The sequence below is a fragment of the Rhodothermales bacterium genome, from assembly GCA_039944855.1.
Taxonomy (GTDB): Bacteria; Bacteroidota; Rhodothermia; order Rhodothermales; family JANQRZ01; genus JBBSMX01.
The window spans coordinates 37,778-59,072 of sequence record JBDUXZ010000040.1 but is presented as its reverse complement, the minus strand read 5'-3'; the positions used below and the strand labels follow the sequence as shown (position 1 = coordinate 59,072).

Here is a 21,295-nt window from a genome sequence, read left to right as displayed (position 1 = left end):
CGCGCCGTCAGCCTGGCGCTGCGTCGGCGGGTTCGATGACGCGCGCTTGGAGCCACGCGTAGGTGTCGGTCTGGGCGCGGACGCCGGTGCGCTGGGCCGGGCGGTAGTAGTCGTTCCGCTGCTCGGCGTCGAGCACGCGCGCCTTCGTGTCGTCGGCGAGCTGGAGGGCGAGGACGTGCTCGATCTCGGCGCGGAGGGCGTCGTCGTAGATCGGGAAGGCGACCTCGACGCGGCGGTGGAAGTTGCGGTGCATCCAGTCGGCCGAGGCGAGGAAGAGCTCCTCGTCGCCGTCGTTGTCGAAGCGGTAGACGCGGGCGTGTTCGAGGAAGCGGTCGACGATGCTTCGCGCCTCGATGCGCTCGCTGAGGCCGGGCACGCCGGGCGTCAGTCGGCAGAAGCCGCGGACGATGAGGCGGACGTCGACGCCGGCCGCGCTCGCCTCGTAGAGCCGGGCGATGACGGCGTCCTCTTCGAGCGCGTTCATCTTGAGTGTCATGCGAGCCGAACGGCCTGCGGCGGCGTGCTTGACCTCGCGCTTGATCCGCTTCGTGACGCCTTTGTGGAGGGTGAACGGGGCGACGAGGAGGTGCTCGAACGTGGGCGCGTCGTCCTCGCCGGCGAGGAAGGCGAAGACGCGGCGGGCCTCGTCGGTCAGGCGCGGGTCGGCGGTGAAGAGGACGTGGTCGGCGTAGACGCGGGCGGTCTTCTCGTTGAAGTTGCCCGTCGAGAACAGGCCCGTGTAGCGGAGGGCATCGCTCTTTTTCTTGCCGGTGCGCTGTCCGATGAGGGCGAGCTTGGCGTGGACCTTCACCCCCGGCATGCTGTAGAGCACGCGGACGCCGGCCGCCTCCATCCGCTCCGCCCAGTCGAGGTTGTTCTCCTCATCGAACCGGGCCTTGACCTCGACGAACGCCGTCACGCGCTTGCCGCGCTCGGCCGCCGCGATGAGCGCCCGCGCGAGCGCCGAGTCGGTGGCGACGCGGTAGAGCGACATCCACAGCTCCTCGACATCCTCGGCCTCGGCGGCCTCTTCGAGCAGGCGGACGACGTAGTCGTAGCGCTGGTACGGGAGGTGGAGCATCCGGTCGCGCTCGGCCACAGCCGCGAGCAGGCTCGGCGCGGTTTCCAACTCGGGGTGCGGGAGGGGAGGCAGGGGTGGGAACGAGGCGGCGGGGTCGGCGGGGCGCGGGAAGTCCCACAGGTCGCCGAAGTTGTGGTAGCGCCCGCCGCCGACGAGGTCCTCGTCCTCCAGCCCGAGCCGGTCCTTGAGCGCGGTGAGGAGGCCGTAGGGCATGCGCGGGTCGTAGAGGAACCGGCTCGGCGGGCCGAGGTCGCGGCGGTCGAGCGCCTTGCGGATCTTGGCGACGAGGTCGCCGCTGAACTCGTCCTCGACGTTGAGGTCGGCGTCGCGCGTGAGCTTGACCGCGAACGCCTCGCCGACGTCGTAGGCCGGGAAGAGGCCGGGCAGCCCGAGGCGGATCACGTCGTCGAGGAAGAGGACGACGCGGGGGTCGGTGTCCGGGACCTCCACGAAGCGGTCGAGGCCGGACGGGACCTCGACGAGGGCGACATCGGGGGTGACGGTGCGGAGGCTGAGGTCGCGGGGCCACAGCTCGGCGGCGAGGTAGAGCCGGCCGTTTTCGAGGAAGGGGACGGCGTCGCCGAGGAGGATCGGGCGAAGCTGAGGCCGGACGGCGCGGGCGAAGTAGTCGAGGAGATAGGCGCGCTGCTCATCCGTGAGGCGGCGCTCGTCGCGGAGCGCGATGCCGTGCTCTTCGAGCGAGGGGAGGAGGGCGCGGAACGTCTCCCCGAACGCCTCCTGCTGCGCGGCGACGATGGCGTGGATCTCGTGGAGGAGCTTGGCCGGGCTGACGTCGAGCCCCTTCTTGTGCTTCTTCTTCAGCCGGAGGAGCGCCCGAAGCGCGGCCACGCGGACGCGGAAGAACTCGTCGAGGTTGGACGAGAAGATGGCGAGGAAGCCGAGCCGCTCGGCGAGCGGGACGCGGGGGTCGGCGGCCTCTTGGAGCACGCGGCCGTTGAAGGCCAGCCAGCTCAGTTCGCGGTCGAAGGTGGGGAGGTCAGCCATGAAAAGGGGGTGGAGGAGGGGAGCGTCGGGACGCACGCGGCGCGGCGGGACAGAACATAGCTCCCGGCGCGGTGCCTCGTCACGGGGGAGCCCGGGTTCGAGGCGCGCCGGTCGCGGGCGGCACCGTAGCTTAGGGGCCCTCTCGTCTCCCGGCTCCGCATGCCCTCGCTCGACATCATCCTCGCGAATCTCCTTTCGCCGATCATCCTCGCGTTCGTGCTGGGCATCGTCGCGTCGCTCGTCAAGAGCGACCTCGAGTTCCCCCGCCCGCTCTACGACGCGCTCTCGATCTACCTCCTCCTCGCGATCGGGCTCAAAGGCGGCGTCGAGCTGAGCGTGACGCCGCTCGCGGAGTTCGCCGGACCCGCCCTCGTGACACTCGTGCTCGGCGTGCTCACGCCCATCACGGCGTACAACGTGCTCCGCCGCCTCGGCCGGCTCGACCGCGTCAACAGCGCCGCGCTCGCGGCCCACTACGGCAGCGTCTCCGCCGTCACGTTCATCGTCGCGATCGCGTTCGGAACGCTCGCCGGGTACGAGGCTGAGGGGTTCATGCCGGCGCTCGTGGCGATCCTCGAAGTCCCGGCGATCGTCGTCGCCCTCATGATCGCGTACACGCGCTCGAAGCGGGCGGGCTCGTGGCAGGCGGCGCTGCACGAGGTGACGACGGGGCGGAGCGTGATCCTCCTCGTCGGCGGCCTGCTCATCGGGCTGGCGGCGGGGCGCGAGGGGATGGAAGGCGTGGCTCCGTTCTTCGTCGGCGGGTTCAAAGGGGCGCTGACGCTGTTCCTCCTCGAAATGGGGCTCGTCACGGCGCGGCGGCTCCGCGATCTCAAGGAGGTCGGGCTCTTCCTCGTCGGCTTCGGCGTCGTCGTGCCGATCCTCCACGGCGCGCTCGGGGTGTGGGCCGGGGGCTGGGCCGGGCTCTCCGTCGGCGGCGCCGCCGTGCTCGGGGCGATGGTGTCGAGCGCGAGCTACATCGCCGCGCCCGCCGCCGTCCGCATCGCGCTCCCCGAGGCGAACCCGACGTTCTACCTCACCGCCGCCCTCGGCATCACGTTCCCGTTCAACCTCACGCTCGGCATCCCGCTCTACTTCGCCCTGGCCGAGTGGCTGGCGTAAGCTTCGTTCCCCTCCGATCACGCATCCCCTCCGCTCATGGCTACCGTACCGATGAAGCTTGTCACCGTCGTCGCCGAGCGGCTCCTGCGGGACCGGCTGCTGAAAGAGCTCGCCGCGCTCGGCGCGCGCGGCTTCACCCTCACCGACGCGACGGGGGAGGGCTCGCGCGGCGTCCGCGCCAGCGATTGGGAGGGGCGGAACGTCCGTGTCGAGGCCATCGTCGCGCCCGACGTCGCCGACCGCATCGTGGAGCACGTCGCCGAGCAGTACTTCGAGCACCACGCCGTGATCGTGTGGGTGCAGGCCGTCGAGGTCGTCCGCGGCGAGAAGTACATGTAGGGCCCTGTGGTATGGGGAGGGAGGTGGGGACGGGACGAGGTACTCCCCTGCTCGGATTCGCCCCTCCGCGTCCCAAATCCCACACATCTAAACTCCCACACGCTCTAGCCCCTCCGACCGATGCGCACGCTGGACCACCTCTTCGAGAACAACCGGGCCTGGGCGGCCGGCATCCACGAGCGCGACCCCGAGTTCTTCGAGCACCTCGCGAGCCAGCAGGCCCCGCGCTACCTCTGGATCGGCTGCGCCGACAGCCGCGTCCCGGCCAATGACATCGTCGGGCTCCGGCCGGGCGAGCTGTTCGTCCACCGCAACGTCGCGAACGTCGTCGTCCACACGGACCTCAACTGCCTCTCCGTGCTCCAGTACGCCATCGAAGTGCTCGGCGTCGAGGACGTCATCGTGTGCGGGCACTACGGCTGCGGCGGCGTGCTCGCCGCGCTCACCGACCGCGAGTTCGGGCTGATCGATAACTGGCTCCGCCACGTGCAGAACGTGAAGCACAAACACGCCGCCGCGATCGACCGCCTCACCGACGCGCACGACCGGCTGCGGCGGCTCTGCGAGCTCAACGTGGTCGAGCAGGTCGTCAACGTCTGCCGGACGACAGTCGTACGCGGGGCGTGGGCGCGGGGGCAGAAGCTGGACGTGCACGGGTGGATCTACGGGATCGAAGACGGCCTCCTCCGCGACCTCGGCTTCAGCGTGGGGCGTGCCGCCGACCTCGCCGAGCAGTACGACGCCGCGCTCACGACGTTGACCGAGGGGCTAGGCTGACCCCGTGCCGATCCGCGCCGCCACTGCCGCCGACGTACCCGACCTCGCGGCGCTCTATGCCGCCGCCGTCCGCATCGTCGGCCCTGCGCACTACGATGCGGCGCAGGTCGAGGCGTGGGCCGCCTTCGCCGAGGAGCCGCGCTTCCGCTCCTTCGTGCTCGACCCCCACACGGTCGTCGCCGAAGACGCGAGCGGGATCACCGGCTTCGCCGGGCTCGCCGACGACGGCCACGTGACGGCGCTCTACGTCCGCCCCGATCGGATGCGGCAGGGGATCGGCTCGGCGTTGCTGTGTGCCGTGGTCGAGCGGGCCGGAGCGCGGGGGATCGCCCGGCTATACACCGAGGCCAGCGCGTTCAGCCGCCCAGTCTTCGCGCGCCACGCGTTCCGGCTCGACGCCGTCGAAGTCGTCGAGCGGCGCGGGGCGACGTTCGAGCGCTACCGGATGGTCTGTGACCTCGGGGCGGGCGCGGAGTCCCCACGGCGGATGTGAGGGAATTCCTGCAATCGGGGGACGCGGCCGGAAAAGGCTTGACAGGGCGTTGATGATTTCTTAACGTTCTCAACGTTTGTAACATTTCAAACGAAAAGAACGTGGGCGACACCCCGGAGCAGCTCCGCCGCAGCCTCGTCGAGGAGTTCGGCAACGTCTATGAGAACTACGGCCTCGCCCGGCTGAAGGGGCTCATCGTCGGCCTCCTCCTCGCCTACGACGAGCCGCAGTCGCTCGACGACATCGCCGAGAAGCTCGGCCGCAGCAAGGGCCCGATCTCGCAGACCATCCGCGAGCTCGCCCTCGGCGGGCTCGTCCGCAAGACGAACGGGGAGTCCGCCCGCCGCGACTACTACGAGGCCGACCCCGACCTCTTCTACAACAACTTCCGCCGCAACATGCGCACCGTCGTCAAGAACCGAACGACGGCCGAGTTCTTCCTCGGCGAGCTCGACCGGATCGGCGACGGCGCCGACGGGCTTCGTGCGAATCTGGAGCACATGCGCGCTTTCTACGCCCTGATGGAAGACTTCTACGCCCGCTTCGAGCAGGAGTGGGACCAGGCCAAGCCGACGACTCGCTGATGCAGATCCCCGCCCCGAACGCCGCGCCGCGCCGAGCGACCATCACCGGCACCGGGCTCCATGCCCCTGGCGAGCCCGTCCCGAACGCCGTCTTCGACGAGAAGTACGGCATGGACATCGACGCCTTCCTCCGCGAGAGCCGCAACATCGAAACGCGGCACTTCATGGCCGACGATCAGGCGACGAGCGATCTCGTTGTCCCCGCCGCCGAGGAGGCACTCGAGAACGCCGGGCTGACGCCCGAGGACCTCGACCTCATCATCGTCTCGACCGACACGCCGGACTACGTCTCGCCGAGCACGGCGGCCGTCGTCCAGCACAAGCTCGGTGCCAAGAACGCGGGCGTGTTCGACGTGAACACGGCGTGCTCCGGCTTCGTGACGGCGCTCGACATGGCCGGGAAGTACGTCGCCGCCGACGCGCGCTACGGCGCCATCCTCGTCGTCGGCGCCTACGGTATGAGCAAGTTCATGGACTGGGACGACTACAAGCGCGCGACGCTCTTCGCCGACGGCGCCGGCGCCGTGATCGTCCAGCCGACCGACCGCGCCGACCGTGGCATCCTCACGAGCACGCTCTACGCCGAGGGTGCCTACCACGACTACATGGGGATCTACGCCGGCGGCACGGCGATGCCCGCAACGGCCGAGGCGATCGAGCGCGGCGACACGAAGCTCCGCTTCGCCAAGCGGATTCCGCCCGAGACGAACATCGTCCACTGGCCCCGCCTCGTCCGCGAAGTCCTCGACCCGCTCGGTGCCGACCCGAACGACGTCGACCACTACTTCTTCACCCAGATCAACATCGGCTCCATCAACGCCACGCTCGACGCGCTCGGCGTGCCGCACGTGAAGAGCCACAACGTGATGGACCGCTTCGGCTACACCGGCAGCGCCTGCATCCCGATGGCGCTCGGCGACGCCGCCCGCACGCACGTGCTGAACGACGGCGACCTCGTCTGCTTCGTCGGCTCCGGCGGCGGGATGTCGATGGCAGCCGTCACGGCGATCTGGAGCTACGACACCTGAGCCCATGAGCGAAACGCTGCTGAGTTGGGTCTTTTTCCTCGCCTATGTCGGTGCCGTCGTGGGCGTGAGCCTCGCGGCGCGGCGGAAGGCCGGGTCGATGGAGTCGTTCGCGGTGGGGACGCGGACGGTGAGCCCGTTCTGGGTCGGCCTCTCGCTCGCGGCGAACATGACGAGCGCGGCGACCTTCGTCATCAACCCCGGCCTGATCTACCTCTACGGCTGGGCCGGCGTGCTCGGCTACGCGGTGGCGACGCCGCTCGGCATCTTCCTCGCGCTCGTCGTCTTCAGCAAGCGGTTCCGCAAAGTCGGCGACGAGTTCACCGTGCTCACGATCCCGCAGTGGATCGGGGATCGCTACGGGAGCCGCTCGCTCAAGCTGTACTTCGCCGTGCTGAGCCTGCTGCAGATCACGTTCCTCGTGCTCATCGTCGTCGGCGTGACGGTGGTGTTGCAACAGGCGCTCGGGCTGCCGCAGGTCGCGGCCCTCCTGACGACGGTGGGGATCACGTTCGGGTACATCCTGCTCGGCGGCGCGGCGGGCCACATCCGCACGAACGCGATCCAGGCCGGCATCATGATCCTCGTCGCGCTCCTCTTGCTCGGCTCGGGGTGGGAGTTCCTCGGGGCCGGGTTCTTCGACCGGTTGGCGGCGGTCGGCCCGTCGTACGCCGACGTGGTCAACCCCGGCAGCCTGCTCTTCCGCAGCGTGTTCGAGGTATTCGTCGCCAACTTCTTCGTCGGTGTGGCGGTGATCCTGCAGCCGCACATCATGTCGAAGGCACTCTACCTCCGGAGCGAGGCCGACGTGAACAAGTACCTCGTGACGGCCGTCGTCGTGGCGAGCCTGTTCTTCGCCGTCCTCGCCGTCGGTCTCTTCGCGCGGCTGAGCCTGGGCGACGGGCTCGCGCCGGACACCGTGATCGCGACGTACCTCATCGAGGCGTTCGCGCCGCTGCCGCGCGCGATCGTCGTGCTCGGCGTGCTCGCCGCCGGGTTCTCGACGATGGAGGGCATCCTCGTCGCGCTCTCGTCGATCTTCGCGAATGACTTCCTCAAAACGGTCCTGCCCGCGCGCATCACGGCCGCGCCGGACTGGAAGGACCGCGGCGTCCGCTACGCGCGGTGGTTCCTGGTCGCGCTCATCCCGGTCACGCTGTACTTCTCGTGGCAGCAGCTCATCGACCCGTCGCTGTCGGTGGCGATCTTCGCGCAGAACGGCGTCTACGGCCTGTTCGCGGCCACGTTCGTCCCGGTCCTCGCGGGCATTTTCGTCAAGCGCGTGACGCGGCACTGGGTGGCGGCGGCGTCGGTCGTCGCGCTCCTCGTCCACTTCGGGACGTACTACTTCGAGCTCGGCCCGTACTGGAATAACCCCGCCGTGCCGGCGACGTACGCGCTCGTCGCGTCGCTCTTGGTGATGGCCGCTGGCGTCGCTGCGCCTGGCCGGCCGCGCTTCGCCCGCTCCAAACCTGCGCAGAAAGCGCCGACCCTCTGATGACTGCCTCCTCCATTCATCGTGGCATCCTGAGCGAAGTCCCGACGTGTCGGGACGTAGCCGAAGGATCTCCCGCATGGTGCCGCCGACCTGACGGGATCCTTCGACTACGCTCGCTGGCGCTCGCTTCGCTCAGGATGACACGGGAGGGGATATGACTATGACGCAACCGGACGTCCCGATCCGCACCGACTGGCTCGAACGCTGGGCGCTCTACGCCCCCGACCGCATCGCCATCGACGACCTCGACGCGGGGCGGAGCGTGACGTACGCTGAGGCCGCGCGCATCGTCCACCGCACGGCGCGGTGGTTCCGCGACGAGCACGGGATCGCGGCGGGCGAGCGCGTCGCCGTGCTCGCGCCGAACGCGCTGGAGTATGTGCTCCTCTTCTTCGCCGTGCAGCGGCTTGGGGCCGTCCTCGTGCCTGTGAACTGGCGGCTCGCCCCGCGCGAAGTCGCCCACGTCGTGACCGATGCCGCGCCCGCGCTCGTCGTCGTGGACGCGTCGTTTGCAGACAAGCTCGACGGCGCAGACGTGTCTACTGTCGATTTCGCCGAGTTGCAGGCGCGGATGCACGACGATTCGCTGCCGAGTGATCTCGACGTGCCCGAGCCGGACTTCGACGCGGCGTGCATGATCCTCTACACGAGCGGCACGACGGGCGCGCCGAAGGGCGCCGTCCTCACGAACCGGGGGATCTTCTGGAACTCGGTCAACACCGGGCTCCGGCTGAACCTCACCGAGGCCGACCGCACGGCGATCTTCGCGCCGCTCTTCCACACCGGCGGCTGGCACGTCCTCACGACGCCCGTCATCCACCACGGCGGCACGCTTCTCCTCACCGGCTTCGACCCGGACCGCGTGCTTCGGCTCTGCGACGAGCGCGGCTTGACGATCCTCTTCGGCGTGCCGACGATGCTGGCGATGATGCACGACACGCCCGCCTTCGCCGAGGTCTCGCTCGGCTCCGTCCGCTACGCGATTGTCGGCGGCGAGCCGATGCCGAAGGGGCTGATCCGCGCGTGGCACGCGAAGGGCGTCCCGATCCGGCAGGGCTACGGCCTCACCGAGTTCGGCCCGAACGTGTTCTCGCTCCCCGAGCGCGACGCCGAGCGGAAGGCGGGCTCGATCGGCTTCCCCAACTTCTACATCGACGCCCGCGTCGTGGACGACGGCGGGCGCGAACTCGCAGCCGACGAAATCGGCGAGCTCGTGCTGCGCGGCCCGGCCGTGATGGCGGGCTACTGGCGCAACCCCGAGGCCACGGCCGAGACGCTCCGCGACGGCTGGCTCCACACCGGCGACCTCGTCCGCCGCGACGCCGAGGGCTACTTCTACGTCGTCGGGCGGAAGAAGGAGATGTTCATCAGCGGGGCCGAGAACGTCTATCCCGCCGAGGTCGAGGGCTACTTGCAGACGCATCCCGCCGTAAAGGCCGTCGCCGTCGTCGGCGTGCCGGACGAGCGGTGGGGCGAGGTCGGCAAGGCGTTCGTCGTGCTCCACGACGGCGCGGCGCTCGACGCCGACGCGCTCCTCGCGTTCGCCCGGACCGGCCTCGCGAAATACAAGGTCCCCAAGCACGTCGCGTTCCTCGACGCCCTCCCCACCAGCGACAGCGGCAAAGTGCTCAAGCGCGCGCTCCGCGAATCCGAACTCCCCGCATGAACGGCAAGACGATCAACGACATCAAAGTGGGCGACACGGCCCGCTTCACGAAGACGATCACGCAAGCCGACGTGACCCTTTTCGCCGGGATCACCGGCGACTTCAACCCGCTGCACATCGACCACGAGCACGCGAAGAAGACGCGGTTCGGGCAGCCCGTCGTCCACGGCGCGCTCCTCGTCGGGTTCGTCTCGACGGTCGTCGGGATGCAGCTCCCCGGCCCCGGCGCGCTCTACGTCTCGCAGAGCCTCGCCTTCAAAAAGCCCGTCTTCATCGGCGACACGATCACGGCGGAGGCCGAGGTCGTCGAGAAGATGGACGAGAAGAACCGCGTCCGTTTCGCGACGCGCTGCCTCGACCAAGACGGGGAGGTCGTCGCCGAAGGCGAGTCCGTCCTCCTCCCGAAAAAACCCACGGCGTAGCGGTCGTCCCTGCGACGGCCCCGCCACCACAGCACGCAACCCAACCCTACACCACGATGAAAAACCTACTTCACTTTGCGCTCGTCCTGTTCGTCGCGCTGACCTTCGTCGGCTGCGACTCGGACGGCGACGACAACGGCGCGCCGACGGCTACGGCCGACACCGCCACCGCCCTCGAAGCCACCGCCGAGACGGTCGACGTGCTCGCGAATGACACCGACCCGGACGGGGACGACCTCACGGTCACCGCCGTCGGCACGGCCAGCAACGGCACGGTCGAGATTGTCGATGGCGCCGTCGTCTACACGTCCGACCTCGGCTTCAGCGGGCAGGACTCGTTTACCTACACCGTGAGCGATGGCGACAACACCGCCACCGGGACCGTCACCGTCGACGTCGTGCTCCAACTCGTCGGCACGTGGCTCTCCGAGGGCGCGAACGTGGCTCCCGGCCTCGCCGGCAACCCGGCCTTCCCGACCGCCCGCATCGACGCGGAGTTCTCCGGCAACGGCACCTACAACGTCGTCGCGACGAGCACGGACAATGTGGCGGTGACGTTCACGGGCAGCTACGCCGTGACCGCGACGGACTCCGAGGACGCGAACGGCGACCCGATTTACGAGATCGTGCTCGAGCAGGACACGCCGTCGACCGTCACGTCGCGCGGGATCTACGGAGTCAACGCGGCCCAAGACTTCCTCCGCTACGAGGTGATCCAGACGCAGCCGGAGATCCAGGGCTTCACGCCCGCGACGGCCGAGGCCGGTTTCGGCAGCACGGCTTTCAACGGCACGCCGCTGGCCGGGACGTGGATCCAGCAGTTCGTCCGCGTCGGCATCTGACCGCTGCATGACGGGGGCGGGCGTCCGATCGGGCGCCCGCCCTCTCCTTTTTCGCTCCAGCCCGTCTCGCTATGCGCTTCCTCCTCTCCGTCCTCCTCGTCGCCGTCGCCGTGCCGGCGCTCGCGCAGGTGCCGGACCCCGTCATGCCGCCCGACTCGCTCTGGCGCGGCCCGGGCGAAGGCGAGCGCGTGGACGAGCCGATCCCGAAGGAACTCACCTTCATCGGGTACAGCTTTACCCGCACGACGGCGTCGAACGTGACCCCGTCGAACGACCTCCTGCAAGGCCAGGTCATCGGCCGCCTCTTCGGCCCGAACTCGACGCGGACCGTGGACCAGATCGCGAACTACACGGAGCAGCGGTTCGTCCCGTACTTCGTCTATCGCCCCAAAATCCTCGACGGCTACGCCACCTTCCGAGGCCTCTTTAAGATCGACTACACGTGGGGCGACGTCGCCTACGGCGTGGGCAACAACCGCGGCGGCGCCATCAACGCGGGGCAGATCAACCTGCAGACGCTGATGGCGAACGTGGACATCCGGCCGAGCGCGCGTTACAACGTCGTCGTCGGGCTCCAGCGGATGTTCGACGGCGCGCGCGACCCGAACGTGAACACGCTCCAGAGCTTCCAGCAGAGCGGCTACAAGCTCGCGTACTGGGGCACGCAGGCGGTCGGCATCTCGGCGTATGCGAACGTGACGCCCGCGACCCGCGCCCGCGTCGGCGTCTTCCAATTGTGGGAGAACCTCGTCGCCGGCGATGACGACGTGATCCTCGGGATGATCGATGTGGAGCACCTGCTCGCGCCCGGCCTCGAAGTCGGCATCGACGTGTGGGGGGTGAGCGACCGCGCGAAGGGCCGCGGCGGCATCTCGATCCTCGGGCAGGGGCTGAACAGCCTGCTCGCCGCCTACAACGGGACGACGCGGCTCGTCCTCCCGCAAGACTACACCGCCGCCCTGGGCTGGGCTGGCGCCCGCGCGAGCTACAACCGCGAGTTCGCCGTCGGCCCGTGGTGGGCCGACGCCTTCGTGATGACGAACTTCGGCTCGATCGAGCGGCCGGAGCAGGACGCCGTAAGCGTCTTCGGCGTCGCGGCGAACGCGCGTGTCGCCTACCAGTACGGCCGCACCGGTGGCGACCACGTCGCCGTCGAAGCGCTCTACACGACGGGCGACGCCGACGGCGCGGCCGACGGCACGGTGAACAGCGTGATCACGGGCAACACGTACGGCTCGCCCGTCGGGGTCTACGTCTCGGGCCGCTCGCTCCTGCTCTTCCCCGACGCGCAGGTCGTCAACCGCTACTACTCGCTCGTCCACGACATCGCGAACCAGGGGCTCGGCGTGACGGGGCTCTTCGCGAACGTCTCGCGCGACCTCGTCCCGAACAAGCTCACGGCGAAGCTCGGCGCGGCGACGGCGTTCGCGGGCGAGGCCCCGGCCGGCGGCGGGCGCTACATGGGCACCGAGGTCAACGCCGAACTGACGTACGACCTCAAGGTGTTCCTCACGCTCGGTCTCCATGCGGCCTACGTCGGGCTCGGCGACTTCTACGACGCGCCCTCGGCCGTCTACGAAGCCCCCGGCTCCGAGCCGTTCGACGTGAAGCCCGACGACCCGTGGGCCGTGTTCGTGACGCTCTCCTGGCTCATGTTTTAACCCCGATCCCGCGATGCGCTTTCGCTCTCTTTCTCTCGCCGTGCTCCTCGCCACGCTCGCCGGCTGCTCCGGCACCCGCTACGCCGACGCCCCGCCCCTCGCCTTCGAAGCGATCGACTACGGCTTCGACGTGAGCTACGCCCTCGACGACCCCCGCCTCGCGTACATCGACGTGGGCGAGGGCGATGAGACGATCCTGCTCGTCCACGGTCTCGCCTCGAACGCCGGCTTCTGGCGCTACACCATCCAGGACCTCGCCGACGCCGGCTACCGCGTCGTCGCCGTCGACCTGCCGGGCTTCGGGAAGTCGGCGAAGGGGGCGTACCCGTACGACATGACGTTCTACGCCGAGACGCTCGCCCGCTTCATCCAGGCGCTCGACCTCGATCCGCTCGTCTACGTCGGCCACTCGATGGGCGGGCAGGTCGGGATTACGCTCGCGCTGGAGCGGCCCGACCTCATCGACCGGCTCGTGCTCGCGGCGCCCGCCGGCGTCGAGGCGTTCGACGAGGGCGAGGGCGCGTGGCTGGCGAACGTGCTCACCGAGGAAGGGATCGCGAACGCGAGCGAGGAGGCGATCCGTCGCAACCTCGCGCTCAACGTCCACCACTGGAATCCGAAGTGGGAATGGCTGGTGGAGGAGCGCGCGCGCATGGCGAAGTCCGACGAGATGGACGCCTTCGCGTACGCCGTCCTCCGCTCCGTCCACGGCATGATCGACGAGCCGACGTCGGACCGGCTGGGCGAGATCGCCGTCCCGACGCTCGTGGTCTACGGGCAGTACGACGGGCTCATCCCGAACCCGTACCTCCACCCCGGCACGCCGCGCGGCGTCTTCGGTCCCGGCGCCGAGGCCATCCCCTACGCCGACCTCGTCGAGATCCCCGACGCCGGGCACCTGCTGATGATCGAGCGGCCCGAGGCATTCACCGGCGCCGTACTCGATTACCTCCGGCAACGCGGCGTCGCAAGCTGACGAGGCTGGCACAGACGATGCCAGCATAAAACGTAGCGAGGGCGCCTCCCGTGGGGAAGGCGCCCTCGTTCGTTCGGAGCGGCCGGGGTTTACGCTATCGCGGCGTAAAACCGGAAGCGGCGCGGGTCGATGTCGTGGTCCGCGAGCTGGACGGGGCGCTGGCCCACGGCCCAGTTCGGAGCCTTGCCGCCGACCATCGAGCGCTCGCTGTAGAAGTGGCGCGTGGTCTCGGCGAAGGGCCGCTCGCTGGCGTCGGCGTAGTAGACCTCGTGGGCGACGCGGAGGGCGCTCTGGAAGCCCGTCGCGGTGGAGGCCGGCGCGAGCGTGCTGTAGTGGCTGCGCTTCGGGCTGTTGCTGTTGAACGCGCTGTACTGCCACGGGTCGAGCACGACGCTCTTAAACGTCTTCTTGCCGCGGTAGCCGGTCTCGACGCGGTTGCGGACGGTCCACGCGACGAGCTCCTGCTCGTCGTTCCGCTTCGTCTCGGAGTAGATCACGCGGGCCAGCCACAGCACGTCGTCCGCCACGTCGGCCGTGGTGAACTCCGGCGTCGACTTCACTTCGACGGCCGGCATGTTGAACACCGGGAGGTCGTTGGCCGCGAGCGTCTTGCGGTCGACGGAGATGAAGACGAAGGAGAGCGCCAGCAGCAGCATCGCGAGGACGGCGGAGACCGCGGCGACAAAGGGGCGCTGAGTCATGTTGCGCATAGGATTCGGGTTTATCTCTGTGGGGCATGAGGGGCCGAATGAGGAGGGGTCCGGTTGAAGGGCGGAGCCTTCCTCATTCGGATGCACGAGATATAGTCCCAAGACCTTGCCATCTTCGAGCAGGTGTGTGAAGGATGTGTTTAACAAATGTGAAGACCCTCGGTTATGTCCGTTTGGAGCCAAAGAGGAGTGTTCAGAGAAGGGGAGAGCACGGGTACTGCTTTCGGCCGGCTGCAGCCCACTTCATTGCTGCGTGCACCGCCGTAGACAGGCCGTGCAACGGGTCACCGAGAGAGGACACCGCGTTGGGGGGCGATCGTGCCAACCTGCGGGCCCGGAATGTGAAGGGTCATCGAAAAGGCTGGAGTGGTCACGGATCGGGCGCGAGGACGCAGCGGGTGTGAATAGTGGGGGGATAGGCGACGGCAGCGTGCCCTCGCGAGAACCCCGGCGTTGTTTGTACACTTCGACCGGATTGATATCCCAACAAACCTGAAGACCACTTGATGCGATACCTCGCGCTCGGGAGCACCCGTGAGATCGGAGCCAGCTGCCACTACCTCAATGTGGCCGGCACCGGCCTCGTCCTCGACGCCGGCGTGGACCCGGAGGAGGACGGCGTCGAGAGCCTCCCCGACTTCTCGCTCATCCGCGACCGGATGGAGCGGCCCGTGGACCACGTCCTCGTCTCGCACGCCCACCACGACCACCTCGGCGCGCTGCCGGTGATCGTCCAGCTCTTCCCGCACATCGGCGTTCACATGACGAAGCCGACGCACCTGCTCGCCGAGGTGCTGCTGCCTTCGTCGGCCCGGCTCCAGCGACGGCGGCTGCTCGAGGGCTCGACGACGGCGAAGCCGCTCTTCGACGCCGACGCCGTCGAGGCGCTGAGCTACCTCTACGAGTCGCACGAGCTCGGCGCGAACATCGACCTCACGGGGCGGAAGGCGAAGGCGCCCGTCCGCGCGCAGTTCTACCACGCGGGCCACATCCTCGGCGCGGCCGGGATTTTGATCGAGACCGAGGAGAACGGCGAATCCCGGCGCATCTTTTACACGAGCGACACCCACCTCCGCGCGCAGACGATCATCCCCGGCGGCGAGTACCCCGACGGCCCCATCGACGTGCTCCTGCTCGAATCCACGATGGGCGCCGACGAAGAGGCCGAGCAGACGACGCGGCGCGAGCAAGAGAAGCTCTTCGGCGAGGCGATCGCTCGGACACTCGAGCGCGGCGGGACCGTGCTCGTCCCCGTCTTCGCCCTCGGCCGCGCGCAGGAAACGCTGGCCCTCCTCGACCGCTACAAGCGGCGCGGCATCATCCCGCAGGACACGCCGATCTACACGAACGGCCAGATGCGCGCCGTCGCCGACCTCTACGACAAAACGCGGCTCGCGACGCCCCGGCTGAACCCCGAGTTCGAGGTCTTCGGCGTCGACCAACAGCGCTTCCCGCGCAACGACGAGGCCGGGCGCCGCGCCGTCGGCGAGCCCAGCATCCACGTCGTCTCCAGCGGGATGCTCTTCGAGCGGACGCTCTCGAACACGCTCGCGCAGTGGCTCGTCGAGGACGACAAGCACGGCATCTTCTTCGTCGGCTTCTCCAAAGAGGACTCGCCCGGCGACCGGCTGCTGAAGGCGGCGGCCGAGGGCAAGGGCACCGTCGTCGTGCTCAACGAGGAGAGCGGCGAGCAGGAGGTGCACGCCGAGGTCGCGCGCTTCCGCTTCAGCGGCCATTCCCACCGGCAGGACCTCATCCAACTCGTCGACCGGCTGCGGCCGAAGAAGGTCGTGCTCGTCCACGGCGAGACCGAGGCGAAGCAGTGGATGCGCGAGACGCTCCAGCGGTTCTACCCCGGCACAGAGGTCGTCCTCCCCGAGCAGGGCGTCGAGATCGAGGTGTGATTGCGGGCCACGGCCCGGCACGATGGCCCGTAGGGGCGGACCCACGTGTCCGCCCTGTTCGGGTTTGCCGCTGCGCTCAGACCGGGCTCAGACAGAGCAGACACACAGGTCTGCCTACGCGACAGGAAACCAATGGAATCTGAACACGACGACGGATACGAGGAGCGCACGGCGTCGATGACGCAGGCGAACGTCGCGGCGATCGTCGGCGTGCTGCCGCCGCTCGCGGTGCTCGCCGTCGGGTACGGGCTCGCGTGGGGATGGGGCGCGCTCGGCGGTGGGTTCAACGACCTCTTCGAGCCGGTGTGGGAGTTCCTGCTGCTCTTCATCGGAGGCGTCGTCGTACACGAGGCGCTGCACGGGATCGCGTGGCGGCTTGCGGGGGCTGCGCCCGGCTCGGTCCGCTTCGGGTTTCAGTGGAAGACGCTGACGCCGTACGCCCACAGCACCGAGGCGATGTCGGCGCGGGCGTACCGCATCGGTGCGGTCACGCCGGGGCTCGTACTCGGGCTCGTCCCCGCGCTCGTCGGGCTCGCTGTCGGGGCAGGGGCGACGTTCTGGTTCGGGCTCCTGTTCACGCTTGCGGCGGGCGGCGACGCGCTCATCCTGTGGCTGCTGCGCGGCGTGCCGGGCGACCGACTCGTGAAAGATCACCCGTCGAAGCCGGGCTGCCTCGTCGTACCTAAATCTGACAGCGTGCTCGAACGCGCGGAGACAGACGTGGTATAATCGGCCCATGCCGAACGCCGCCCTGCCCCTCGCCGACTTCGCCGCCGCCCTCCGCCCCCGGATCGCAGGCGACCTCCGCCTCGACGCCATGTCGCGGGCGCTCTACGCCACCGACGCTTCGATGTATCAGATCGAGCCCGTCGGCGTGCTCCTCCCGCGCCACGTGGATGACATTCAGGCGGCGGTCGAGGAGGCGGCGCGGTTCGGGATCCCCGTGCTCCCGCGCGGCAGCGGGTCGAGCCTCGCGGGCTCGGCCGTCGGCGCGGCGCTCGTGATCGACACGTCGCTGCACCTCGACGGGATCGGCCCGGTCGACGCCGAGGCGCGCACGGTGACGGTGCAGCCCGGCGTCGTGCTCGACACGCTCAACGCGCACCTCGCGCCCTACGGGCTGGAGTTCGGGCCGGACCCGGCGAGCTCGAACCGCGCCACGCTCGGCGGCATGCTCGGGACGAACGCGACGGGCACGCACTCGATTCGCTACGGCTCCGTCGTCGACCACGTCCGCAGCGTCGACGCGCTGCTGCCCGACGGCACGCCCGTCACGTTCGGCGCGCTCGACGATGCGGGCTGGCAGCACAAGCTGAAAGCCGGCGGCGCGGAGGGCGACGTGTACCGGAGCCTCGACCGGCTGATCGCCGAGCGGGCCGAGGTCGTCCGCCGTGACACGCCCGCGTGGTGGCGGCGCGCGGGCGGCTATCGGCTCGAACGGCTTCTCGCCGACGGCGGCGACGGGGCGGCGAGCCGGAACCTCGCTTCGCTCCTCTGCGGCAGCGAAGGCACGCTCGCGTTCGCCACGTCGATCACGCTCGGCCTCGTCGAGAAGCCCCGGCAGACGGCGCTCGGCGTCGTCCACTACGAGACCCGCCGCGCCGCGCTCGAAGCCGTCCCTTCGCTCCTCGACACCGACCCCGCCGCCGTCGAGCTCTTCGACCGGATCGCGCTCCACCGCGCCCGCGCCGTCGAGGAATACCGCCCCAAGCTCCACTTCGTGCAGGGCGACCCGGCCGCGCTCCTCATCGTCGAGTACTACGGCGAGAGCGACGCCGAACTCGCGGCCAAGCTCGACGAGTTGCAACGTGCGATCGGGCCGAGCGGGGTGATGACACGGTGCCTCGTCGGCGCGCAGATCCGCGACGTGTGGTCGATCCGCAAAGTCGGGCTGGGACTCGCGATGAGCGCGCGCCTCCCGGTGCAAGCGCAGGCGTTCATCGAGGACGCCGCCGTGCCCGTCGAGCACCTGCCGGACTACATCACCCGGCTCGAAGGCGTGATGCGCGAGGCCGGGACCGAGGCCGTCGTCTACGCCCACGCGAGCGCCGGCTGCCTCCACGTCCGCCCCTTCCTCGACATCAAACGGGCCGCCGACATCGCCGCGATGGAGCGGATCGCCGCCGCCTCGGCCGACCTCGTCAAAGAGTATGGCGGCATCCTCGCGTCCGAGCACGGCGACGGCCTCGCGCGGAGCTGGCTCGCCCCGAGTTTCTACGGCCCCGACCTCTACGAAGCCTACCGCGGCGTCAAAGACGCCTTCGACCCGGAGCGCCGGTTCAACCCGAACCGCGTCGTCGAAGCGCCGCCGATGACAGAGAATCTCCGGTACGGACCCGATTACGACGCGATCCCGCTGATGAGCGACCTCGACTTCGGGTCGGGCGGGTTCGCCGCCGCCGTCGAGCAGTGCAACGGCTCTGCCGTCTGCCGCAAGCGCGACGCGGGGACGATGTGCCCGAGTTTCATGGTGACGGGCGAGGAGAAGGACTCGACGCGCGGGCGGGCGAACGCGCTCCGCCTCGCGCTCTCCGGCGCGCTCCCGCCGGCGTCGCTCACGGGGCCGGAGATGAAGGACGTGATGGACCTCTGCATCTCGTGCAAGGCGTGCAAGTCCGAGTGCCCGGCGTCGGTCGACATGGCGGCGCTGAAGTCGGCGTGGCAGGCGAAGCTGTGGGAGGCGGGGCAGATGCCGCTCCGCGCCAAACTTCTCGCCGACCTCCCGAAGCGAGCGCAACGACTCGCCGGCCCGCTCGCCCCGCTCGCCAACCGAATGGCGACGTCGAAGCCCGCGCAGCTGGCGCTCCGCAAGCTCGGTATTACGACGGAGCGCGCGCTCCCGGCCTTCGCGCGGCACCCGTTCGGACCCCCCGCTTCCCTCGCGCCCTCCGACTTCGTCTCCGGGCACACTCGGGAAGCTGTCCCCCTCGACGAGGGGGACAGCCGCGTGAAGCTGGGAGCGGAGGGACGTGTCCCGCAGCGACCGCGAGCGCGGCAGGGGGTCGTGCTCTACGCCGACACGTTCAACCGCTACCTCGAACCCGACGTGGCGCGCGCAGCCCACGCCGTGCTCGAAGCGGCGGGCTTCGCCGTCGTCGTCCCGCCGTACCGCTGCTGCGGGCGGACGTACCTCTCAAAAGGTGTGCTCGGGCGGGCGAAGGAGCTGGCGCGCGACGCCATCGACACGCTCGCGCCATACGCCGAGGCCGGGCTGCCGATCGTCGGGCTGGAGCCGAGTTGCATCCTGACCCTCCGCGACGAGTTCCTCGCCCTCCTGCCGGGCGATGCGCGGGCAAAGGCCGTCGCGGTGCAAGCGCAGACGTTCGAGGAGTTCGTGGCCGCGCACGCCGATACATTCGAGGCGCTGCCGTGGAAGCAGGCGGGTCGCGTCCTCCTCCACGGACACTGCCACCAGAAAGCACTCAGCGGGATCGCCCCGAGCGTGGCGTGCCTGAAGACGGCCGGGTTCGAGGTCGAGCCCGTCGACTCGGGGTGCTGCGGGATGGCGGGGGCGTTCGGCTACGAGGCCGAGCACGTCGCTGTGTCGAAGGCGATGGCCGAGCGCGTGCTCGCGCCCGCCGTCCGCGCCGCCGCGCCGGAGACGCACGTCATCGCCGCCGGAACGTCCTGCCGCGCGCAGATCGCCGACACCACGGACCGCGAAGCCCGGCACCCTGCAGAGTTGATGGCCGCCGCGCTCGGGTTGGTGTATCAGAGCGAATAGGCGATGCCGAGACGCACACCCAGCTTGTTTGCACTCAAGTCGCCTGCTTCATTGTCCAGCGTGTACCAGAAGCGTTCATAGAGTACCGTTCCTGCCAGTAGCACAGCGTTAGTCATGGCGTACGCGACTCCGCCGGAGAGATGGCCCGAGAATCCGGAACCACTTACGGTGGGTTGAGCGATGTCCGGGTTGCCTATGTGCGGAAAGACGTACTCCATTGTGCTAAACGCTATCCCCCCAGAGACGAAGGGGAGTGTCCGCCCTCCAACGCGGTCGAAGTAATACGACGCTGTCGGGCCGATAGTCAGGGCTTCAGTGGAAGCTCTGTCATCGTAGGAGACCCGGTTGAATTGTATAAGGGCTCCAAGGGCGATGTGAGGAGTGACAAAGTATTTGACTTCAGGCGTGACCTCCCAAACGCCGTATCGGTCCTGAGCCAAAGTAGCGTACAACGTTCCCCCTAGGCTCGCATAGCCAACAGAGCCTTCCAGAAGTAAACTCCCTTTATGAGGGGCACTATCTTGGGCGAGGACACCCGGCGCGAGCAAGAGGACGACGAGGGCGAAGAAGGCACGATGCATGAGAGATACGTTGATGAGTAGGTGCTGGCGAGCCAGCGAGGAAGGGCAGAAGATCGGCCGGGTGCAGCTCTCTATCAACCGTTTGGAGCGAACGTTACGGAGGCGGAACACAGCGTGTGGATAGTCGGCGGTGGCACGCGGCGCGGGCGCGGAGAAGGCCGGGCACCTGCGGGACGGTTCGGAGTATGTTGGGGCGGCGCGCCGATCCGGCCGCCCCACCCACACGCCTTTCCACTCCACCTCCAGCGTCATGCGAAGCACCGGGGCCATCGTCATCCTCTTCGTCGTGCTCGTCGTCGGCTTTATCGGCTGCGCGGGCTGCGGCACGTACAACTCCCTCGTCCAAGAGGACACAGCCGTCGAGGAAGCGTGGGCCAACGTCGAGACGACGTACCAGCGCCGCGCCGACCTCATCCCGAACCTCGTCTCGACGGTGCAGGGCGCCGCCGACTTCGAGCAGAACACGCTCACGGCCGTCACCGAAGCCCGCACGCGCGCCGTCAACATCACGCTCTCCGACGAGGACCTGAACAATCCAGCCCGCGTGCAGGAGTTCTTGCAGGCGCAGGGCGCGCTCGGAAACGCCACCGGCGCCCTCATCAACGCCGTCCGCGAGGACTACCCCGAACTCGGTGCCACGGAGGCGTTCCGCGATCTCCAGGTCCAGCTCGAAGGCACGGAAAACCGCATCAACGTGGCGCGGACGCGCTACAACGAAGTCGTGCGCGACTACAACACGTCGGTCCGCAGCTTCCCGGCGAACGTCATGGCCGGCATCTTCGGGTTCGACCGCCGGGTCCCGTTCGAGGCCGAGGCCGGGGCCGAGCAGGCGCCGACCGTCGAGTTCGATTAGCCCGTGCCCCGCCGGGGTCGCTGAGTCCGTAG

Annotated in this window: 19 protein-coding genes; 16 read left to right on the top strand and 3 right to left on the bottom strand. The window is 69.0% G+C overall.

The window, feature by feature from the left end:
- Positions 1–7 precede the first annotated feature (7 nt).
- On the bottom strand, positions 8–2,086 hold the full coding sequence (gene ppk1, locus ABJF88_19395; GenBank protein MEP0549105.1) for a polyphosphate kinase 1: 2,079 nt from the start codon (positions 2,084–2,086) through the stop codon (positions 8–10).
- A 159-nt stretch (positions 2,087–2,245) separates the two neighbouring features.
- Here ppk1 and ABJF88_19390 point away from each other — a divergent pair, with 159 nt between their 5' ends.
- The 12 genes from ABJF88_19390 (at position 2,246) to ABJF88_19335 (ending at position 13,491) form a co-directional block, all read left to right on the top strand.
- On the top strand, positions 2,246–3,208 hold the full coding sequence (locus ABJF88_19390) for a sodium-dependent bicarbonate transport family permease (GenBank protein ID MEP0549104.1): 963 nt from the start codon (positions 2,246–2,248) through the stop codon (positions 3,206–3,208).
- A gap of 36 nt (positions 3,209–3,244) precedes the next feature.
- Entirely contained in the window at positions 3,245–3,547 is a 303-nt protein-coding gene (locus tag ABJF88_19385) for a DUF3240 family protein (GenBank protein MEP0549103.1), read from the top strand.
- A 120-nt stretch (positions 3,548–3,667) separates the two neighbouring features.
- Positions 3,668–4,324: a carbonate dehydratase gene (gene can / locus ABJF88_19380; GenBank protein MEP0549102.1), complete on the top strand. Its 657-nt coding sequence runs from the start codon at positions 3,668–3,670 to the stop codon at positions 4,322–4,324.
- A gap of 4 nt (positions 4,325–4,328) precedes the next feature.
- Positions 4,329–4,817 (top strand): GNAT family N-acetyltransferase, encoded by a 489-nt coding sequence (locus tag ABJF88_19375; protein ID MEP0549101.1) that lies wholly within the window; start codon positions 4,329–4,331, stop codon positions 4,815–4,817.
- Between the two features lie 101 nt (positions 4,818–4,918).
- Positions 4,919–5,401: a winged helix DNA-binding protein gene (locus ABJF88_19370; protein ID MEP0549100.1), complete on the top strand. Its 483-nt coding sequence runs from the start codon at positions 4,919–4,921 to the stop codon at positions 5,399–5,401.
- Positions 5,401–6,429 carry a ketoacyl-ACP synthase III gene (locus ABJF88_19365; GenBank protein ID MEP0549099.1) on the top strand — a complete coding sequence of 343 codons (1,029 nt, stop codon included), beginning with the start codon at positions 5,401–5,403 and terminating at the stop codon, positions 6,427–6,429. Before ABJF88_19370 ends, ABJF88_19365 begins: the two co-directional genes overlap by 1 nt.
- A gap of 4 nt (positions 6,430–6,433) precedes the next feature.
- On the top strand, positions 6,434–7,924 hold the full coding sequence (locus ABJF88_19360) for a sodium:solute symporter family protein (GenBank protein ID MEP0549098.1): 1,491 nt from the start codon (positions 6,434–6,436) through the stop codon (positions 7,922–7,924).
- 154 nt (positions 7,925–8,078) lie between these two features.
- Positions 8,079–9,590 (top strand): AMP-binding protein, encoded by a 1,512-nt coding sequence (locus ABJF88_19355; protein ID MEP0549097.1) that lies wholly within the window; start codon positions 8,079–8,081, stop codon positions 9,588–9,590.
- Complete coding sequence (locus tag ABJF88_19350; protein ID MEP0549096.1) at positions 9,587–10,012, top strand: MaoC family dehydratase; 426 nt, start codon at positions 9,587–9,589, stop codon at positions 10,010–10,012. Before ABJF88_19355 ends, ABJF88_19350 begins: the two co-directional genes overlap by 4 nt.
- A gap of 56 nt (positions 10,013–10,068) precedes the next feature.
- Positions 10,069–10,854 (top strand): Ig-like domain-containing protein, encoded by a 786-nt coding sequence (locus ABJF88_19345; protein ID MEP0549095.1) that lies wholly within the window; start codon positions 10,069–10,071, stop codon positions 10,852–10,854.
- A 71-nt stretch (positions 10,855–10,925) separates the two neighbouring features.
- Positions 10,926–12,515, top strand: a complete 1,590-nt coding sequence (locus tag ABJF88_19340; protein MEP0549094.1) for a hypothetical protein — start codon at positions 10,926–10,928, stop codon at positions 12,513–12,515.
- Positions 12,516–12,528: 13 nt separating this feature from the next.
- Positions 12,529–13,491, top strand: a complete 963-nt coding sequence (locus tag ABJF88_19335) for an alpha/beta hydrolase (GenBank protein ID MEP0549093.1) — start codon at positions 12,529–12,531, stop codon at positions 13,489–13,491.
- An 89-nt stretch (positions 13,492–13,580) separates the two neighbouring features.
- Here the strand turns inward: ABJF88_19335 and ABJF88_19330 are convergent, their stop codons facing one another.
- Positions 13,581–14,201, bottom strand: a complete 621-nt coding sequence (locus ABJF88_19330; GenBank protein ID MEP0549092.1) for a hypothetical protein — start codon at positions 14,199–14,201, stop codon at positions 13,581–13,583.
- Positions 14,202–14,707: 506 nt separating this feature from the next.
- Between ABJF88_19330 and ABJF88_19325 the strand changes: the two genes are divergently transcribed.
- The 3 genes from ABJF88_19325 (at position 14,708) to ABJF88_19315 (ending at position 19,829) form a co-directional block, all read left to right on the top strand.
- Positions 14,708–16,105, top strand: coding sequence for an MBL fold metallo-hydrolase (locus tag ABJF88_19325; protein ID MEP0549091.1), 1,398 nt, complete (start codon positions 14,708–14,710; stop codon positions 16,103–16,105).
- 132 nt (positions 16,106–16,237) lie between these two features.
- On the top strand, positions 16,238–16,834 hold the full coding sequence (locus ABJF88_19320; GenBank protein MEP0549090.1) for a DUF3267 domain-containing protein: 597 nt from the start codon (positions 16,238–16,240) through the stop codon (positions 16,832–16,834).
- Positions 16,835–16,841: 7 nt separating this feature from the next.
- Complete coding sequence (locus tag ABJF88_19315; protein ID MEP0549089.1) at positions 16,842–19,829, top strand: FAD-linked oxidase C-terminal domain-containing protein; 2,988 nt, start codon at positions 16,842–16,844, stop codon at positions 19,827–19,829.
- Here ABJF88_19315 and ABJF88_19310 read toward each other — a convergent pair.
- Positions 19,817–20,410 (bottom strand): outer membrane beta-barrel protein, encoded by a 594-nt coding sequence (locus ABJF88_19310; protein ID MEP0549088.1) that lies wholly within the window; start codon positions 20,408–20,410, stop codon positions 19,817–19,819. The genes ABJF88_19315 and ABJF88_19310 overlap by 13 nt on opposite strands.
- A 250-nt stretch (positions 20,411–20,660) precedes the next feature.
- Between ABJF88_19310 and ABJF88_19305 the strand changes: the two genes are divergently transcribed.
- Positions 20,661–21,263 carry a LemA family protein gene (locus ABJF88_19305; GenBank protein MEP0549087.1) on the top strand — a complete coding sequence of 201 codons (603 nt, stop codon included), beginning with the start codon at positions 20,661–20,663 and terminating at the stop codon, positions 21,261–21,263.
- The last annotated feature ends 32 nt before the right edge of the window (positions 21,264–21,295 follow it).

Bases quoted from the DNA above. Each gene is read 5' to 3' on its own strand.
- ABJF88_19365 (MEP0549099.1), top strand. From the start codon at position 5,401: ATGCAGATCCCCGCCCCGAACGCCGCGCCGCGCCGAGCGACCATCACC.
- ABJF88_19340 (MEP0549094.1), top strand. From the start codon at position 10,926: ATGCGCTTCCTCCTCTCCGTCCTCCTCGTCGCCGTCGCCGTGCCGGCG.
- ABJF88_19385 (MEP0549103.1), top strand. From the start codon at position 3,245: ATGGCTACCGTACCGATGAAGCTTGTCACCGTCGTCGCCGAGCGGCTC.
- ABJF88_19330 (MEP0549092.1), bottom strand. From the start codon at position 14,201: ATGCGCAACATGACTCAGCGCCCCTTTGTCGCCGCGGTCTCCGCCGTC.
- ABJF88_19325 (MEP0549091.1), top strand. From the start codon at position 14,708: ATGCGATACCTCGCGCTCGGGAGCACCCGTGAGATCGGAGCCAGCTGC.
- ABJF88_19355 (MEP0549097.1), top strand. From the start codon at position 8,079: ATGACTATGACGCAACCGGACGTCCCGATCCGCACCGACTGGCTCGAA.
- ABJF88_19360 (MEP0549098.1), top strand. From the start codon at position 6,434: ATGAGCGAAACGCTGCTGAGTTGGGTCTTTTTCCTCGCCTATGTCGGT.
- can (MEP0549102.1), top strand. From the start codon at position 3,668: ATGCGCACGCTGGACCACCTCTTCGAGAACAACCGGGCCTGGGCGGCC.
- ABJF88_19345 (MEP0549095.1), top strand. From the start codon at position 10,069: ATGAAAAACCTACTTCACTTTGCGCTCGTCCTGTTCGTCGCGCTGACC.
- ABJF88_19350 (MEP0549096.1), top strand. From the start codon at position 9,587: ATGAACGGCAAGACGATCAACGACATCAAAGTGGGCGACACGGCCCGC.
- ABJF88_19335 (MEP0549093.1), top strand. From the start codon at position 12,529: ATGCGCTTTCGCTCTCTTTCTCTCGCCGTGCTCCTCGCCACGCTCGCC.
- ABJF88_19315 (MEP0549089.1), top strand. From the start codon at position 16,842: ATGCCGAACGCCGCCCTGCCCCTCGCCGACTTCGCCGCCGCCCTCCGC.
- ABJF88_19320 (MEP0549090.1), top strand. From the start codon at position 16,238: ATGGAATCTGAACACGACGACGGATACGAGGAGCGCACGGCGTCGATG.
- ABJF88_19305 (MEP0549087.1), top strand. From the start codon at position 20,661: ATGCGAAGCACCGGGGCCATCGTCATCCTCTTCGTCGTGCTCGTCGTC.
- ppk1 (MEP0549105.1), bottom strand. From the start codon at position 2,086: ATGGCTGACCTCCCCACCTTCGACCGCGAACTGAGCTGGCTGGCCTTC.
- ABJF88_19310 (MEP0549088.1), bottom strand. From the start codon at position 20,410: ATGCATCGTGCCTTCTTCGCCCTCGTCGTCCTCTTGCTCGCGCCGGGT.
- ABJF88_19390 (MEP0549104.1), top strand. From the start codon at position 2,246: ATGCCCTCGCTCGACATCATCCTCGCGAATCTCCTTTCGCCGATCATC.